This is a genomic window from Chitinophaga sp. H8, from assembly GCF_040567655.1.
Lineage (GTDB): Bacteria > Bacteroidota > Bacteroidia > Chitinophagales > Chitinophagaceae > Chitinophaga > Chitinophaga defluvii.
The window spans coordinates 1,946,674-1,963,127 of the sequence record NZ_JBEXAC010000001.1; the positions used below are offsets into that span (position 1 = coordinate 1,946,674).

Genomic DNA, 16,454 nt, shown 5'->3' on the forward strand with positions numbered 1-16,454 from the left:
TCCTGACACCTGTCTTTAATAAAAGTACACCTTGCAAAACCAGGAAAATATTACCAGGCTATTTCATAAATACTTAGCTAACCAGTGTACTCCTGGTGAGGTGGATGAACTGATGCAATCTCTCCGGAAACCAGAATATCAAAGTATCTGGGAAGAGCTGGTAGCAGCCCAGGTGGCAGGTACTACTGCCTCAAGCCAGGAACCGGACGAAGTAGTGAAGGCCCGGCTGGAACAAAGGTTACAAAACATCCTGCATGAAATTGAGGAATCCCCTGTACCGGTTTACACCAGGAAAATAGTTCCCTATACCTGGAAATGGGCAGCAGCGGCAGCCATCCTTATCCTGCTGGGCACCGGTACTTATTTTTACCTGAACAGCCCAACGAAACAAGTGGTGCATACTCCTGCGGTAGCAATGGATGTGGCGCCAGGTGGGAATAAAGCCACGCTTACCCTGTCCAATGGGAGTGTGGTTTTGATTGATAGCGTTCCGGAAGGGAAAGTGGCACAGCAGGGAAATACCAGTATTGTGAAACTGCCTAACGGACAACTGGTATATAATGCAGGGAACAGTGGGGTGGATGAATCCATGTATAATACCCTTGCTACCCCACGTGGGGGCCAGTATCAGCTTACTTTACCGGATGGCACACAGGTATGGCTCGATGCGGCTTCTTCTATTACGTACCCTGCTGTTTTTAAAGGCAACAAAAGGGAAGTAACCATCACAGGGGAGGCCTATTTTGAAATAGCTCTCAATGCCGCCAAACCGTTTTTTGTAAAAGTTAAAGAGGCAACAATACAGGTACTGGGTACCCACTTTAATGTGAATGCCTATCAGGAAGAAGAGGCCATCAAGGTGTCATTGCTTCAGGGGGCGGTGAAACTGAATAATAAAAAATCTGGTATCAGACTAGTACCCGGACAGCAGGGCCAATTATTCCCCGATGGCGCCTTAAAGCTGATAAAAGAAGTGGATGTAGAACAGGCGATCGCCTGGAAAAACGGCTATTTTCAGTTTGACGGTATTGGCCTGCCTGCATTGATAAGACAGATTGCCCGATGGTATGATCTGGACGTAGTATATGAAGGCGCTGTACCTGAACGTGAATTTAGCGGAAAAATTGCAAGAACTGCTTACTTGTCGGATGTGATCAAAGCCCTGGAACTGAGTGATGTACATTGCCGCTTTGATGGCAAAAAACTGATTGTAATGCCTTAATGGGCAGCATATAAAAGCTTGTTATTAAAAAGAGATAATTCCACTCCACCATGAAAAAGAAAAATGTTATGACCTAACCAATGACGGTGTAAGGATCATGGGAGCATCCTGTGATTTAACAACAACCAAAAGAGTTCAGAGAGTAAAAGCCAGGAATAAAAAAACCAGGAGTGTTGACAGCACTCCCGGTTAAATATGTCAGGGTTCAAACTCAAAAAGCGCGTTTACTGCTATTTTTTATTTAAACCTAAACAAAACAAAGGTATGTATCTATTCGTACTGCGCAAAACTATGCCCCGGCATAGCGCTTTGCTAACTAAATTATTGTGGGTAATGAGAGTATCAACCATACTGTTAGTAACGGGGCTCCTACATGTAAGCGTCTATGGATTTTCACAGAAAATCACCTTTTCAGGAAAGAATGTATCTCTGGGAAAGGTATTTACCGCTATCCAGCAACAAAGCGGGCTATCCATTATCTATGATACCAGGATGATCAAGCAATCGGGTAATATTGATATCAGTGTAAAGGATGCGCCGCTAGAAAATGTGCTGAATGAATGCCTCAAAAACCAGTCGCTTACTTATGTTATCAATAAAGGGATTATCATTATCCGGAAAAAAACGGATACTTCCCCTGTTTTACCAATGGAAACAGTTACCGGCCGGATCGTGGATGAGCAGGGCAATCCGGTGCTGGGTGCCACTGTGTTTATTAAAGAATTGAAAAAGGGCGCACAAACCAATGAAAAGGGAGAGTTTACTATCCCTGGAATCGCTCCCGGAAATTATACCCTGAGCATTTCCTTTATCGGGTACCAGGCGCAGGAGAAAAGTATTACAGTGGCAGATGCTACCGTAACAGTGCAGGTAGTGCTGAAAGCAGCGATGGAAAGATTACAGGAAACGGTAGTGTCTGCACTGGGGATCAGGAGGTCGGAGAAGTCACTGACCTATGCTACCCAGCAGGTGAGCGGGGAAGACCTTACCAGGGTTAAAAGCACCAATCTGATGAACTCCCTGAATGGGAAAGTAGCCGGTTTAACCATTTCTCCCAGCGCGTCTGGCGTGGGGGGATCGGTAAAGGTGATCCTGAGAGGGAGCAGATCTGCTAACGGCAACAACCAGCCTTTGTATGTAATTGATGGGGTACCGATTACCAACAGTGCTAATGCCAATGGGCAAATTAATGACACCTACGGTGGTAACCCCGAAGGAGGAGATGGTATTTCCAATCTGAACCCGGAAGATATTGCAAGCATTACCATGTTGCAGGGAGCCTCTGCAGCTGCCTTGTATGGTAGCCAGGCACAAAACGGCGTGATACTGATCACTACTAAAAAGGGAAAAGCCGGAAAAGCACAGATCAGTTATTCTTCCACTTTTTCCGTAGATAAGATCGCCTATAAACCCAAGTTTCAAAACAGCTACGGGCAAACTGCCAATGGGGCTATTGATAGCTGGGGGGCAAAGATGACCGGTGGTGGGCATGATAACCTGGATGCATATTTCCAGACGGGTACCAACTGGACCAACGCGGTAAACCTTTCTGCCGGTACTGAAACAGCACAAACCTATTTCTCTTATGCCAACACCCACGCCAGGGGAATCCAACCCGGTAATGTGCTGGACCGCAATAATTTTAACTTAAGAGAAACCGCCCGATTCCTGAACGATAAACTAACCGTAGATGTAAATGTTAATTACATAAGTCAGAAAATAAATAATTCGCCCAACCTGGGACTGTACTTAAATCCACTTACCGGTTTATACCTCTTCCCCAGAAGTTTGGATATCAATAAGTATAAGGATAGCTATCTGCTGGACCAGGAAACGAAATTTGCAAGACAAAACTGGCATACCTCAGATAACCTGCAACAAAACCCCTGGTGGATTGCCAACAGGGTACCCACCATCACCACCAGGGAGCGGTTTTTACTAATCGGTAGTGTGAAATATGAATTTACAAACTGGCTGAATGTACAGGTAAGGGGGAATTTAGATCAGACCACTGATGCCTATGACCAGAAACGGTATTCCGGTACCAATGCCTTGTTCAATACCAACGGTAATGGCTACCTGGTTTCGAGCAACCAGACATTAAAACAAAAGTACGGGGACTTGATTGTAAACTTTACGATCCCTACTCAGTCCAGCTTTAAAGTGAATGGTTTAATCGGAGGAAGTATCACAGATAACATTACCAAAGGATTGACACTCAGAGGAGATCTTTCTACGCCGGACCTGTTTACGCCTGGTAATGTGATCGCGGCTTTGGGAGGGACGTCTTCCAATACCACCAGCAATGCTACTGCCATTCCTCCTAATCACAGCCAGTTGCAGGCTTTGTTTGCCAACGCAAATTTATCTTACCAGGATTGGATGTATTTAACGCTTACCGGCAGAAATGACTGGTCTTCTAACCTGGCCTTTACACCTAATGTATCCTATTTCTATTCTTCTGCCGGCCTGTCAGTCATCCTTAATCAATTACTGAAATTGCCCGCTGCTATTAATTATGCTAAAGTGAGGGGTACCTATGCAGAAGTAGGGAATACCATTCCTCCATATTTAACCTCTGTTCAAAACACGCAGAATACGGCAGGCCAACTGGTATTTAATACGGCCGCTGCTTTCAGAACGCTTAAACCAGAACGTACAAAATCTATAGAAGCAGGGGCAGATCTCCGTATGATAGATAACCGGCTCAACTTTAGCTTTACTTATTATAAAACAAACACGGAGAATCAATACTTCCCGATTCAGCCCATCACCGCATCTTTATTTTCAAAAGGATATGTGAATGCCGGTAATGTACAGAATACCGGGATAGAGGCTATACTGGGATATGATGTTTTCAGAAACAAAGACTTTACCTGGAATACTTCAGTGAATATTGCCAGGAATACCAATAAGGTAATAGATGTAGACAGCAAGGATGGTATTAATTCCTTTGTGTTAACCGGGAGTAGTGGCAATAACTATGAATCTCACCTGACTACAGGTGGTTCCTACGGCGATATTTTTGGTTATAGCCTGCTGCGGGATGACCAGGGCCGTGTGATTTTAAGTGGTAAAGGAACTGCTGCCGATCCCTATGCGCCCCAGGTCAATAAAACCTTTTCGCTATTAGGCAATCCCAATCCAGAATTCCAGGCTGGCTGGAATAACAGTTTCAGCTACCGGAACTTCAACTTCAGTTTCCTCATCGATGGAAAGTTCGGAGGACAGGTACTTTCACTTACCCAGGCCATCATGGATCAGAATGGTGTGTCTGATGTAACCGGTCGTGCACGTGATGAGGGTGGGGTAATAGTAAATGGCGTAGATAAAGATGGCAAGGCAGTAACCCGCGTAGATGCACAGACGTGGTATAAAACGATTGGTGGCCGGGATGGTATTACAGACCAGTATATCTACAGCGCTACCGTAGTCCGTTTAAGGGAGGCTGCTATCGGGTATACCATGCCGGTATCAAATAGTGTATTCAAAAGCGTACGCCTTTCATTGACAGGAAGGAACCTGATTTATTTCTATAAAAAGGCGCCTTTTGATCCGGAGCTGACCATGTCTACCGGAAATGGTCTTTCTGGTATTGACATCTTCAACCAGCCAGCTACCCGCAATATTGGTTTGAACTTAAATGTTGCATTCTAATTACTGACCCAAATTTGTAAGCCATGAAATTAAGCCTTAAAAATATGATCGCTGCCGGGCAGCATAACTATAAAATGGTACTATCTGTATTGATGATCTGCAGCGTGGTGAGTTGTACCAAAAACTTTGAAGAATATAATACGAATCCCAATTCACTTACAGATGATCAGACGGTGGCTATTCTGCCTTCTGCATATGGCCCCTTACAACAGGAAATTTTCCACGACTACCAGGTAGCCCAGAACCTGAGTGCAGATGCTTATGCAGGTTATATGATGTCGCCCAACCCATTTGCGGGGGGCATTAATAACATGACCTACGCCCTGATAGATGGATGGAACCAGGCGGGATTTAACCAACAGTATAATTATGTAATGGGACCTATCAGTAAAATAGCGGCGGCAGGTACAAGAACCAAGGCTCCGGATTTATGGGCAGTAGCTTTACTGATACAGGTGGAGGCTATGCACCGGGTAACCGATCGCTTTGGACCTATTCCATATACCCAAACCGGGGTATCCATTACCTCCATTCCGTATGATGATCAGAAAACGGTGTATGAAACCTTTTTCAAGCAGCTGGATACTGCTGCCAATAACCTGCAGGCCTATATTGCTGCTAACCCCGGCAAAACACAGCTTGCCGGCAGTGATCTGGTATACAATGGCGATTATACACAATGGCTGAAGCTGGCCAATTCGCTACGTTTACGTTTGGCTATGCGTATTGTAAAAGCAGATCCGGTGATGGCAAAAAAGGAAGCGGAAACAGCGATGAGCGCCCCCGGCGGATTGCTGGCCGTTCCTGGAGATGATGCTGCCGTTAAACAATCCGGTGGCCGGTCCAATGATCTGTGGATTGTAACGGAACCTTACATGGATAACCGGATGGGAGCCTCTCTGCAATCTTATCTGACGGGGTACAAGGATCCCCGTTTGCCTGTGTATTGTTCGCCGGCAACAGATCCGCTTTTTAAAGGTAAGTATATTGGCATCCGTATTGGCAGTAATATTAAATCCAAGGATGATTATACTACTTATGCCAGCCTGAATACGACGACCACTTTCACACAAACGGCGCCGCAGTTACTGATGACTGCTGCAGAAGTCTGGTTTTTAAAAGCAGAGGCGGCATTGAGGGGATGGACCGGAGCAGGCGATGTACAGGCTAATTATGAAAAGGGTATCAATACCTCCATGCAGCAATGGGGAGTGGCTGCCGGAGATTATATCAACAATGCTACAGATGTACCCACTGCTTATGCTGATCCTAAAAACAAAGCTAATGATACCACCGCATTTTCTACCATCACTATTAAATGGGAGCCTGCTGCAACAAAGGAAAAGCAGTTGGAGCGTATCATTACGCAAAAATGGCTGGCAATATTCCCCGATGGGCAGGAAGCCTGGGCCGATTTTCGCAGAACAGGCTATCCGAAACTGTTTTCTGTGGTAAACAATAAAAGTAATGATGTGATCAATACTACCATCCAGATCCGCCGGCTGCCTTTTCCTACCAGCGAATACAATACTAATGGGGCTGCTGTAAAGAATGCCCTGGGATTGTTAGGTGGAGCGGATAACGGCGGTACCAGGCTATGGTGGGACGTGAATAAAGGAAACTTCTAAAAAGATCTTGGGGAAATCGCCATTGTTCGTAACCCATCAACGAGGGGCTGGCCACAAATAAGGCCGGCCCTTTTACTTTTAAAGACACCAGGTACCAGTTTTCAGGTGGGTGTTCTTATTTATAATGGGTTTAATCCAGAAATTTGGCCATTAGTGCAGGTGTGGGGATCATGCAGGCATCCTGTTTGCCAAACCAGCGATAGCGGTTGCGGGCAATCCAGTTATAGATACCATTACGCAAAAACGAGGGAACAATTATAAAACCATAGCTTAATTTCCACGGAAGTGGTAGCCGGCGTAATACCCGCAAAGCGGCCGTACTCCGGTAATATACCCGGTCATTTTCTATCAGCACAAAGGAAGACATAGCCGAGAGGTCCAGCTGGTACTGTTGTTCCAGCTTTTTAGCTGCTGCTGATTGCAGCGGTGCAAACAGGAAATGGTTAGCCTTATCGTTACGGATCACGAAATTGATACTGTTATTGCAAAGATTGCATACACCGTCAAAAAGGATGATTGACATTTTTTTAGCTTTTAGCTAGTACCTTTTATCTTCTCCGCTGCATTTAGCCAAAAGCTAACAGCTAATAGCTAATAGCTCTCTTCTCATCCATCAATCAACACCTCATATAGCTTTATCTTCAGGTCTTCCAATGATACATTCTGTACCAGTGTACCATCCTGGGCATAAGATACGGCACCTCTTTCTTCAGAAACAATAACGGCCAGGTTATCACTGTGTTCTGTAATACCTACACCGGAACGATGGCGTAATCCTATCCGGGTGGGAAGGTCCGGGTTTTCTGATACCGGCAGGATTACTTTGGCTGCCAGTATTTTATTGCCAATGATAATCATAGCTCCATCATGGAGGGGGCTGTTTTTTGCAAAAATGCTTTCAATCAGTTTGGCACTCACATTGGCATCTATGGTAATACTGGAGGCTGTATCAAACTTAACGCGGTAGCTGGTAGCAATGATGATCAGGGCGCCGGTGTGACTGGCAGCCATTCTGGCTACGGCAATCACCAGCTCGTCAATAATATTCTCTTCTTCCTTATAGCTTTTGAACTTGTCGGGCAAAAACAGCTTGGTAAAGAAACTATCCTTACTGAGCGGTGTCTTTTTGCCCAGCACAAGCAGAAACTTGCGTATCTCCGGCTGGAAGATGATGATGATGGCGATGATACCTACATTAATAAAGTTTTGCAAGATGTTGGTGAGAATAGGCATTTTAAGTGCCTGCACCAGGAAGTAGGCGGCATATACCACCAATAACCCTACGAAGATGTTAAAGGCCAGACTCCCTTGTAATAAGCGGTATAGCTGAATCACTAAAAAGACTACAATCAGCAGATCTAATATATTCAGCCACCTGAATTCATATCCATAGAGCTGAAAAACTTCCTTCATGTCATATACTACCGGCATCTGTAAAATGCGTAGCAGGAAGTATACGGAACAAACCATTAATAATCCGAGGAACACTTTTACCGCCAGGGTTCTCTTGATAAGACGGTAAAACTGAATAATTAAGAAAATACCTACTAATACGTCTAAAACATTCATCCAGCCAAACGCATATCCTTTAATTTGAAATAATTCCGTCATTTTGTAAAAATAGTAAGTTTTAATTATACCTTCCGTGAAAAGTGCATTACTTTCCTTCCTTCATATACGCCAGCACTTTTACTGCTTCTACAGCGGGTTTTACGTCGTGTACACGTAATATATGGGCGCCCTGTTGCAATGCCAGGGTATTTACTATGGTGGTCCCATTCAGCGCTTCCGCAGCGGTAGTGCCCAGTAGTTTATAGATCATAGACTTGCGGGAAACCCCTGCCAGCAGGGGCACGTTCAGTATTTGAAAAGTATGGAGATGAGCCAGCAGCTGGTAATTATGCGCCAGTGTTTTCCCAAAGCCAAATCCCGGATCTATGATCACATCTTTTATACCTGCTGCGCTGCAATGTGCCAGCTTTTGAATAAAGTAGTCCAGGACCTCCCTGCTCACATCCTCATAGTGCGGCTGCTGCTGCATGGTGGCAGGTGTGCCTTGCATATGCATGGCGATATAAGGCACCTGTAAGCGTCCGGCAGTGGTCAGCATCTGCGGGTCCATATCTCCGGCGCTAATGTCATTTATAATGGCAGCTCCTGCCCGTATTGCTTTTTCAGCTACGGTAGCATGATAAGTATCTACGGAAATAATTGCCTCCGGATATTTGTTGATAATGGCATGAATGGCTGGGAGGAGCTGGGCGGTTTCTTCGTCGGCACCTACTACCGGGGCACCCGGACGGGTACTCTGCGCGCCTATGTCCAGGATGGTAGCTCCCTCTTCCAGATGCTGCGCGGCCTTTTCCAGTACCAGGTGCAAACTTTTGGTGCGGCTGCCGGCATAAAAGGAATCATCCGTTATATTTATAATGCCCATCACTACCGGCCGGGATAAGTCCAGTAATTTTCCCCGGCAGTTAATCACGAAAGTTTTGGGTAATAGTGTATTTTTGAAACTCATTTTGCTGGTTTGATAGCGGTAAAACGTTGTTTTACAAGATGCAAAGTTAAATAATGTGGCGATGCAACGGTGCCGCCATCTTGTCAAATGATCAGAATATTTATGAAGCAAACATTGGAACAGTACCAGGAGGCAGTAGCAGGATGTAAAGACATCTTCATCAAAAAAACAAAAGACTATGGCACTTCCTGGCGGGTATTACGGCTAATTGCTGTGGTAGATCAGCTGTTTATCAAAGCACAGCGTATCCGTAATATCCAGGAAATAGGCACACAAAAAGTAGCCGATCATATTGACGGGGAATTTAAAGGTATTGTAAATTATGGCGTGATCGGCCTGATACAACTGGAGCTACCCGGAGATCCTTATACGGACTTGCCGGTGGAGGAAGTAGACAGACTATATGATAAATACATCCATCAGGTGCAACAGGTGATGGAAGACAAGAATCATGATTATGGAGAAGCCTGGCGCGCACTCAGCCAGGAATCCTTTGTAGACCTTATCCTTACCAAACTGCTGCGGATCAAACAAATCCTCCGCAATGAAGGTAAAACCCTTATATCAGAAGGGATAGATGCCAATTTTACCGATATTATCAACTATGCACTGTTTGCATTGATTAAAATAAGCGAAAAGTAGACAAATGGACCGGCTGTCACACCGGTAACGAAGATACCTAAACGATTACCCTTACCTTTAACCATTAAAAGTTAGCGTATAATGAAGCTCATTCTTAACGTGTTCCGTATCATTGTTGGCGTGTTATTCATTTTCTCTGGTCTTATTAAGGCAAATGACCCCCTGGGCCTGAGCTATAAGATGGATGAATTTTTTGAAGTACTTCATATGACCTGGTTATCACCTTATTCACTGGTGTTTTCCATTGTAATGAATGCTTTTGAAATTATAGCAGGGGTAGCAGTGTTGCTGGGATACAGTATGCGCATCTTTTCTGTACTGCTGTTATTGCTGATTTCTTTCTTCACTTTCCTGACCGGTTTTGCCTTGTTCAGCGGAAAGATCAAAGAATGCGGCTGCTTTGGGGACTGTATTAAATTAACGGCGGTAGAAACCTTCTATAAAGATATTGCCCTGCTGATAATGATCCTGGTGATTTTCTTTTTCCGCAAGCGTATTCAGCCCCTGTTCAAAAAGCGTTCTACTGCTATAGCAGTGATTATAAGTGGTATACTGGCGTTTGGCATGCAGTGGTATGTATTACAGCATTTACCTTTTATAGATTGCCTGCCCTATAAAACCGGCAATAACATTCCTGAAAAAATGAAACTGCCGCCAGGTGCTCAGCCAGATGTATATGAAACCATGCTGGTGTATGAAAAGGATGGCAAACAACAGGAGTTTACCATGGATACATATCCCTGGTCGGATAGTACCTGGGTATTTGTAGACCGGAAAGACAAGCTGATCAAAAAAGGGACCGGTGATGGCCCTGCTATCAAAGATTTTATATTAACTGATTTTGACGGGGCAAATGTGACCGCCTCCGTATTGTCTGAAACCAACCCCGTTTACCTACTGCTGGTGCTGAATACGGAGAAAGCAGGCAGCGGATGGGATCAAAAGATCCAGGCGTTGCAAAAGGATTTCCTGGAAGGGAAAACAGTGATATATGGGGTAACCGCCTCCGGCAAGGAAGCTGTAGATGCTTTCAAACAGGCGCACGGATTGCAGTTCCCGTTTGTACAAATGGATGGTACCGCCATTAAAACTGCCGGCAGGAGCAACCCCTGTTTGATCAGGCTGGAAAATGGTACCATCACCGGGAAGTGGCATTATAATGATATCCCCTGAGCTCCCGGCATCGTGGTGCTACCATCGTAAATTTTAGTATGATAAGATATACGTTGAAAAAGATCGCATATGGAATACTGGTACTGTTAGGTGTAACGGTACTGGTATTCTTCCTGTTCAACGTACTTCCGGGCGACCCTGCCCGTCTTACCCTGGGGCAAAGGGCAGATGTGGCCTCCCTGGAAAATGTGCGCCGGGAACTACACCTGGATAAGCCCCTGCCTGTTCAATTCATTTTGTACCTTAATGATTTATCACCTATCGGTGTACACACACAGCAGGAGGCCACTGCTAATCTCAAGTATGTAACCCTGGCTCATTTGCCAGCCGGAAAGATCCTGGTGTTAAAAACGCCTTACCTGCGCCGCTCTTACCAGGGCAAAAAAGATGTGTGGGAAATACTGACAGAGGCGTTGCCGGGTACACTTATACTGGCTACTACAGCAATGATCTTTGCTACGGTAGTGGGAATAGGCCTTGGCGTACTGTCTGCTGTAAAGCAAAATACCTGGATGGATACCGGGGCTGTTTTTGCCAGTGTGACCGGCATTTCAGCGCCCTCTTTCTTTGCCGGTATAGTGTTGGCCTATCTGTTTGGCTTTGTTTTAAGTAGTTATACCGGTTTGCATATGACCGGCAGCCTGTATGATATCGACCCGTTTGCCGGGCGTACCCTTAATCTGCGTAACCTCATTTTACCGGCTATCACCCTGGGAATAAGACCCCTCGCTATTATTGTGCAACTTACCCGCAGTGCCATGCTGGACGTATTGCACCAGGATTATATCCGTACCGCCTATGCCAAAGGGCTGGGCAAACAAACCGTAATCTGGAAGCACGCCTTGCGTAATGCGCTCAACCCCGTGATTACCGCTATTACGGGCTGGTTTGCAGAATTGCTGGCGGGGGCCTTCTTTGTGGAATATATCTTTGGATGGAAAGGCATCGGTAAGGTAACCGTGGATGCCCTCGATAAATTTGATTTCCCGGTAGTAATGGGAGCCGTATTGTTTACAGCTGGTATCTTTGTACTCGTAAGCCTGTTGGCAGATATCCTGTATAGCTGGGTAGACCCCCGTATAAAATATAATTAAGCATTTCAGGAGTGTAAACTATTTATAATCAGCCAGATAAGATAAATCTGCTATTTTTCTTTCAGCAGTTTGTAACAAAGTGTATAAGCAGTCGTCTTCTTGTTATAAAGCATTGAAAACAACAATTTAAAAGTTTAGTTTCCTTCGTCTATGTCCTTAGAATTGTTTCTTTCCGAAGTTGTTCCTGTCAGGCAAAAGCTGTATCGCTTTGCATTCCGCCTGCTGGGGAATGAGGAAGATGCAAAGGATATCATACAGGATGCTTTATTGAAAGTATGGCACCAGCAGGAAAGAATGGCAGAGCTGCAAAACCTGGAGGCCTGGTGTATGCGTATCGTGCGCAACCTGGCATTGGATAAGATCAAGTCGAAGAAATACCGGCAGGCTGATGAGCTGGACAAGGCAGGGGAGTTGCCGGCATTGCATCAGCAAAGCCCGCATACCGTAGCCGAACAGCAGGATACCATGAAACGGGTACATGCGGTGATTAATGCCCTGCCGGAAAAATACCGCTCTATTATCCAGTTGAGGGATATGGAAGGCTGCTCCTACCAGGAGATTGCAGAAATTCTGGATATAGATCTGAATGAGGTGAAAGTGAATTTACACCGTGCCCGTAAAACGGTACGGGAGAAACTACAAAATATGCATGTGTATGGATTACAGTGAAATCAGTGCCCTGGTAAATAAATACTGGGAAGGTGAAACTACGTTGGAGGAAGAAACGCTACTGCGTAAGTTCTTTGCCACACACACACATTCTTTGCCTGCAGATTTGCAGGAGGCTGCCCCGCTGTTTCAATATTTTGAGGGGGAAGTGACCAGGGAATGGCCGGCAGCACATTCGCCGGAGCTATTACCGGCATCACTACACGAAATACAACCGGGGCACAATGGATCACAGCTGCCATTGCCTGTTGCGGATAATCATACGCCCAGGGTAGTACGTATTGCGCCCTGGCAAAACTGGATGAAGTATGCAGCAGTACTGTTGATGGCGGCAGGAATAGGCTATGGAGGAAAACAGTTTCTTGTAAAACAGGCTACCATACAGCAACAACTGGTGCAGAAAGACAGTTTTGATGATCCGGAGAAAGCTTTTGCCGAAACACAAAAAGCTTTACAGCTGCTGGCTAAGAACCTGAATAAAGGTACTTCCCAGATGCAAAAGCTCGCCTACTTTGATGAAGCGACGGAGAAGATTGAGGGCAGTAACTAACATCGGCCATTATAAAACCTGATATAATTTGTTTAAAAAAAACTAACATGAAACGGTCACTATTGATTTTATTACTATTGGCTTGCTCCAGCCTGCCACTCCTGGCACAACAGGGAAGCGTGATAGACCGCTTTTTTCAGAAGTATGAAGACGACCGCTCCTTTACACTGGTCAGCATTACCCCTAAGATGTTTGGCATGTTTACCAAACTGGATGTAAATGATCCGGATGCCAAAAGTATGATGTCGGTGATCCAGAAACTTAAAGGCCTGCGTATACTGGTGAAAGAAGATACCAAAGATGGTCCGCGGCTCTATAAAGAAGCAGCGTCCGCTCTTACCCGCGAATTTGAGGAACTGATGACGGTCAGAGATAAAGATACCGATGTAAAGTTTATGGTGAAGGAAAATGCCAGAGGTAATATCCAGGAACTGATCATGCTGGTAGGAGGGATAGACCAGTTTGTTGCCATGAGCCTGGTAGGAGACATTGACCTGAATGAAGTGTCGAAGATTGCCGGATCTATGAACATACAGGGAATGGACAAACTGAAAAATGTAAATAAGAAACATTAAACACCTGCTTATATACTTCATCCACACCTAAAAAAATGTTATGAAACGTACTGTCGCATTCACTATTATAGGTTTATTGTTTTTAGCCGGTCATGCTGCCTTTGCACAGGAAAAGATCTTACGCGAGTTCCGTAATGCCCACCGGGGAGAGGGCGAAACATTTACCCTGGGCCTGAGCTTTGTACCCCTGAAGCTGGCCAGCTGGATTATTCCGGCTGATGCTATTGACGAAGAAAGTGGCGTTTCAATAAAACATATCGTCCGCAAAATACGCAGCCTGAAAGTATATACTATTGAAATGAAAGATCGTCAGATCAGCAGCGAAGACATTTATAACCTGAAACAAAAGCTGATCCGCAAAGCAGGGTTTGAAAGTTTGATGGAGGTGCGGGACAAAGGCAGTGTAGTGCATATCCTGAATAAAGGACGTGCAGATGAGATCGGCAACCTGGTTATGCTGGTACAGGACAATAAGGAAATGGTGATGGTCAATCTGCACACCAGCCTTAAAATGGAGGATCTGAACGCCCTGATCCGCCACGTGTCTGATCACAAGGTAAATCCCGCAGCGAACAACAGCATAAGCCTGAATATTACCACGGATTAATAACGGATTCCTCTAAAAAAGTACTTACCTGAATAAGCAGGGCTGATCATCTGGTCAGCCCTGTTCCGTTATCCCTGTTACAATCCGGATTTCCCACAGGATTTTATTACGTTTGCAAATAGTTTGGGGGTGTAAAGCCCGTTTGCTCATTCGTAATTGATTTTTATTGCTGACCGTAAAGAAAATATCGCTCGTACAGTTTAAAAACTATGCCCAAAGTACCTATCAGTTCCAACAGCGTATTGTGGGCATTGCAGGAAAAAATGGGTCAGGCAAAACCAATCTGCTGGATGCTATTTATTACCTGTGTTTTACGAAGAGTTATTTCAGTAGCAATGAAAGTCAGAATACCCAATACAGTACCAATGGTTTCCGCCTGGAAGGTGCGCTGGAAAAGAATGGCCACCCGGAAAAGATCGTTTGTACGCTCAAAGACGGGAAGAAAGATATTGCCCGGAATGAAGAGCGGTATGACCGTTTCTCCCAGCATATCGGGCAATTCCCGGCGGTGATGATTGCGCCGGATGACGCGGAGATCATACTGGGTGGGAGCGAAGAACGGCGGAAATGGCTGGATACCTTGCTCTCCCAGCTGCATCATGGTTACCTCGAACACCTCATTGTTTACCAGAAAATACTGCTACAGCGTAATAGCCTGCTCAAAACTATTGCTGCCACCGGGCAAAACCAGGATAGCCTGCTGGATATCTTTGATGAGCAACTGGTACAGCATGGCGTACCGGTATATGAGGCCCGGCGCCAGTTCTTAACGGAATTTATCCCGCAGGTCCAGCGGCTCTATGACTATCTGGCCGGCAGGCATGAAGTGGTGAATATCCGCTACCTCTGCCATTTACAGGAAGAAGACTTTGCCCGGATGCTGATCATGAACCGGCCCAAAGATTTGTTATTACAACGTACTACCACCGGCATCCACCGGGATGACCTCCTTTTTTTACTGGACGATTACCCCATGAAGTCCAGCGCCTCCCAGGGACAACGGAAAAGCTTCCTCTTTGCCCTCAAACTGGCACAATACGAGGTGATGAAAACACATATGACCTTTGCCCCCTTATTACTTCTGGATGATATTTTCGAAAAGCTGGACCAGGAAAGGATTCTCCGCCTGATTACCCTGGTGTCCAGTGATACCTATGGCCAGGTATTTATAACCGATACCCACCCGGAACGCCTGAAACAGGCATTTGCGAATACACCGCAGGAAATACAATTGGTTTTAATGTAAAAGCTGTTAGCCTTTAGCTATTAGCTATTAGCTGTTAGCCTAATGCAGTGGAGGGACAAGAGCTCCTCTGCAACTTTTGTATTCGCAGTATTAATCTCAAAGCCATCCGCCCTTTTAATCTTTCGCTGCATTTAAGCTAACAGCTAGCTCCTAGCAGCTAAAAGCTCTTTTAATCCTTCGCTGCATTTAAGCTAATAGCTTATTTAAGCCACTCTTAAAATAGACATAAGGTAGAGATAAGGCAGATGTCCTTATGTCTACCTTATCTCTACTTTATCACTACTTTATGTCTGCCTTATGTCTACCTTATCTATAAGGAAAGGTATTGCCATGGCTGATTTAACCTGTTTTTTAGTATCAGGAGGCTTATTCATGGCTGGTTTAGGGGGATTTTAGGGCGGATTTGAAGTGTTTTTTAATGGCGAGATAAGGTATGTTGATAATATGGTATGTGTGTAGATCGGGGGCAGGGTATGCATGTGCATTTTTCTATGGTGGAATTCTGTTTTGAGCTCTCGGAAATCAGAAATTTACTGCTACATTTGCCGCATGCCTCATGGAATTACAAATATCGGAGATGCGCTAAAGGAGTTTATGAACAAGAGCCGGTTTAAGCCCCGGTTGATGGAGGTGCGTATCCAGGAAAACTGGGAAAAACTGATGGGAAAAACCATTGCCAGATATACCCAAAGTTTGCAGCTGATAGAAGGGAAGCTGATTGTTACTACCACGGTAGCGCCTTTAAAGCAGGAACTGACCTATTCCAAAGATAAAATTATCAAGCTGGTAAATGAGATGTTAGGGGAGCGCATTGTAAAAGATGTGATGATCAAATAAAACATATTTTACATATAAAATCTTTACCCTACT

15 protein-coding genes are annotated in these 16,454 nt (G+C 45.0%); 12 read left to right on the forward strand and 3 right to left on the reverse strand.

Features of this window, described 5'->3' with window-relative positions; all coding sequences use genetic code 11:
* The first annotated feature begins 31 nt into the window (after window positions 1-31).
* The 3 genes from ABR189_RS07375 (at window position 32) to ABR189_RS07385 (ending at window position 6,507) form a co-directional block, all read left to right on the forward strand.
* Window positions 32-1,222 (forward strand): FecR family protein, encoded by a 1,191-nt coding sequence (locus ABR189_RS07375; RefSeq protein WP_354659823.1) that lies wholly within the window; start codon window positions 32-34, stop codon window positions 1,220-1,222.
* A 333-nt stretch (window positions 1,223-1,555) separates the two neighbouring features.
* Window positions 1,556-4,879: a SusC/RagA family TonB-linked outer membrane protein gene (locus ABR189_RS07380; RefSeq protein ID WP_354659824.1), complete on the forward strand. Its 3,324-nt coding sequence runs from the start codon at window positions 1,556-1,558 to the stop codon at window positions 4,877-4,879.
* Window positions 4,880-4,902: 23 nt separating this feature from the next.
* Complete coding sequence (locus ABR189_RS07385) at window positions 4,903-6,507, forward strand: SusD/RagB family nutrient-binding outer membrane lipoprotein (protein ID WP_354659825.1); 1,605 nt, start codon at window positions 4,903-4,905, stop codon at window positions 6,505-6,507.
* Between the two features lie 130 nt (window positions 6,508-6,637).
* Here ABR189_RS07385 and ABR189_RS07390 read toward each other — a convergent pair whose 3' ends face one another.
* From ABR189_RS07390 to folP, 3 genes are all read right to left on the reverse strand, one after another.
* Window positions 6,638-7,030 carry a thiol-disulfide oxidoreductase DCC family protein gene (locus tag ABR189_RS07390; RefSeq protein ID WP_354659826.1) on the reverse strand — a complete coding sequence of 131 codons (393 nt, stop codon included), beginning with the start codon at window positions 7,028-7,030 and terminating at the stop codon, window positions 6,638-6,640.
* 83 nt (window positions 7,031-7,113) lie between these two features.
* Complete coding sequence (locus ABR189_RS07395; protein ID WP_354659827.1) at window positions 7,114-8,118, reverse strand: diadenylate cyclase; 1,005 nt, start codon at window positions 8,116-8,118, stop codon at window positions 7,114-7,116.
* Between the two features lie 46 nt (window positions 8,119-8,164).
* A complete protein-coding gene (gene folP, locus ABR189_RS07400; protein WP_354659828.1) occupies window positions 8,165-9,028 on the reverse strand; it encodes a dihydropteroate synthase in 864 nt (287 codons plus the stop codon).
* A gap of 102 nt (window positions 9,029-9,130) precedes the next feature.
* Here folP and ABR189_RS07405 point away from each other — a divergent pair, with 102 nt between their 5' ends.
* The 9 genes from ABR189_RS07405 to ABR189_RS07445 all read left to right on the forward strand — a co-directional run bounded on the left by ABR189_RS07405 (window position 9,131) and on the right by ABR189_RS07445 (window position 16,421).
* Window positions 9,131-9,670: a DUF1599 domain-containing protein gene (locus tag ABR189_RS07405; protein ID WP_354659829.1), complete on the forward strand. Its 540-nt coding sequence runs from the start codon at window positions 9,131-9,133 to the stop codon at window positions 9,668-9,670.
* Window positions 9,671-9,751: 81 nt separating this feature from the next.
* Entirely contained in the window at window positions 9,752-10,843 is a 1,092-nt protein-coding gene (locus ABR189_RS07410) for a BT_3928 family protein (RefSeq protein ID WP_354659830.1), read from the forward strand.
* A gap of 38 nt (window positions 10,844-10,881) precedes the next feature.
* A complete protein-coding gene (locus ABR189_RS07415; RefSeq protein ID WP_354659831.1) occupies window positions 10,882-11,937 on the forward strand; it encodes an ABC transporter permease in 1,056 nt (351 codons plus the stop codon).
* Between the two features lie 150 nt (window positions 11,938-12,087).
* Window positions 12,088-12,606: a GFO_1088 family ECF-type sigma factor gene (locus ABR189_RS07420; protein ID WP_354659832.1), complete on the forward strand. Its 519-nt coding sequence runs from the start codon at window positions 12,088-12,090 to the stop codon at window positions 12,604-12,606.
* The gene (locus ABR189_RS07425; RefSeq protein WP_354659833.1) at window positions 12,593-13,156 is read left to right on the forward strand and encodes a PG0215 family putative anti-sigma factor; all 564 of its coding nucleotides are present in this window, start codon (window positions 12,593-12,595) and stop codon (window positions 13,154-13,156) included. Before ABR189_RS07420 ends, ABR189_RS07425 begins: the two co-directional genes overlap by 14 nt.
* 47 nt (window positions 13,157-13,203) lie before the next feature.
* Window positions 13,204-13,731 carry a DUF4252 domain-containing protein gene (locus ABR189_RS07430; protein ID WP_354659834.1) on the forward strand — a complete coding sequence of 176 codons (528 nt, stop codon included), beginning with the start codon at window positions 13,204-13,206 and terminating at the stop codon, window positions 13,729-13,731.
* A 40-nt stretch (window positions 13,732-13,771) separates the two neighbouring features.
* The gene (locus ABR189_RS07435; RefSeq protein ID WP_354659835.1) at window positions 13,772-14,338 is read left to right on the forward strand and encodes a DUF4252 domain-containing protein; all 567 of its coding nucleotides are present in this window, start codon (window positions 13,772-13,774) and stop codon (window positions 14,336-14,338) included.
* Between the two features lie 166 nt (window positions 14,339-14,504).
* Entirely contained in the window at window positions 14,505-15,584 is a 1,080-nt protein-coding gene (gene recF / locus ABR189_RS07440) for a DNA replication/repair protein RecF (RefSeq protein WP_354659836.1), read from the forward strand.
* Between the two features lie 549 nt (window positions 15,585-16,133).
* Window positions 16,134-16,421: a DciA family protein gene (locus ABR189_RS07445; RefSeq protein WP_354659837.1), complete on the forward strand. Its 288-nt coding sequence runs from the start codon at window positions 16,134-16,136 to the stop codon at window positions 16,419-16,421.
* Window positions 16,422-16,454 lie beyond the last annotated feature (33 nt).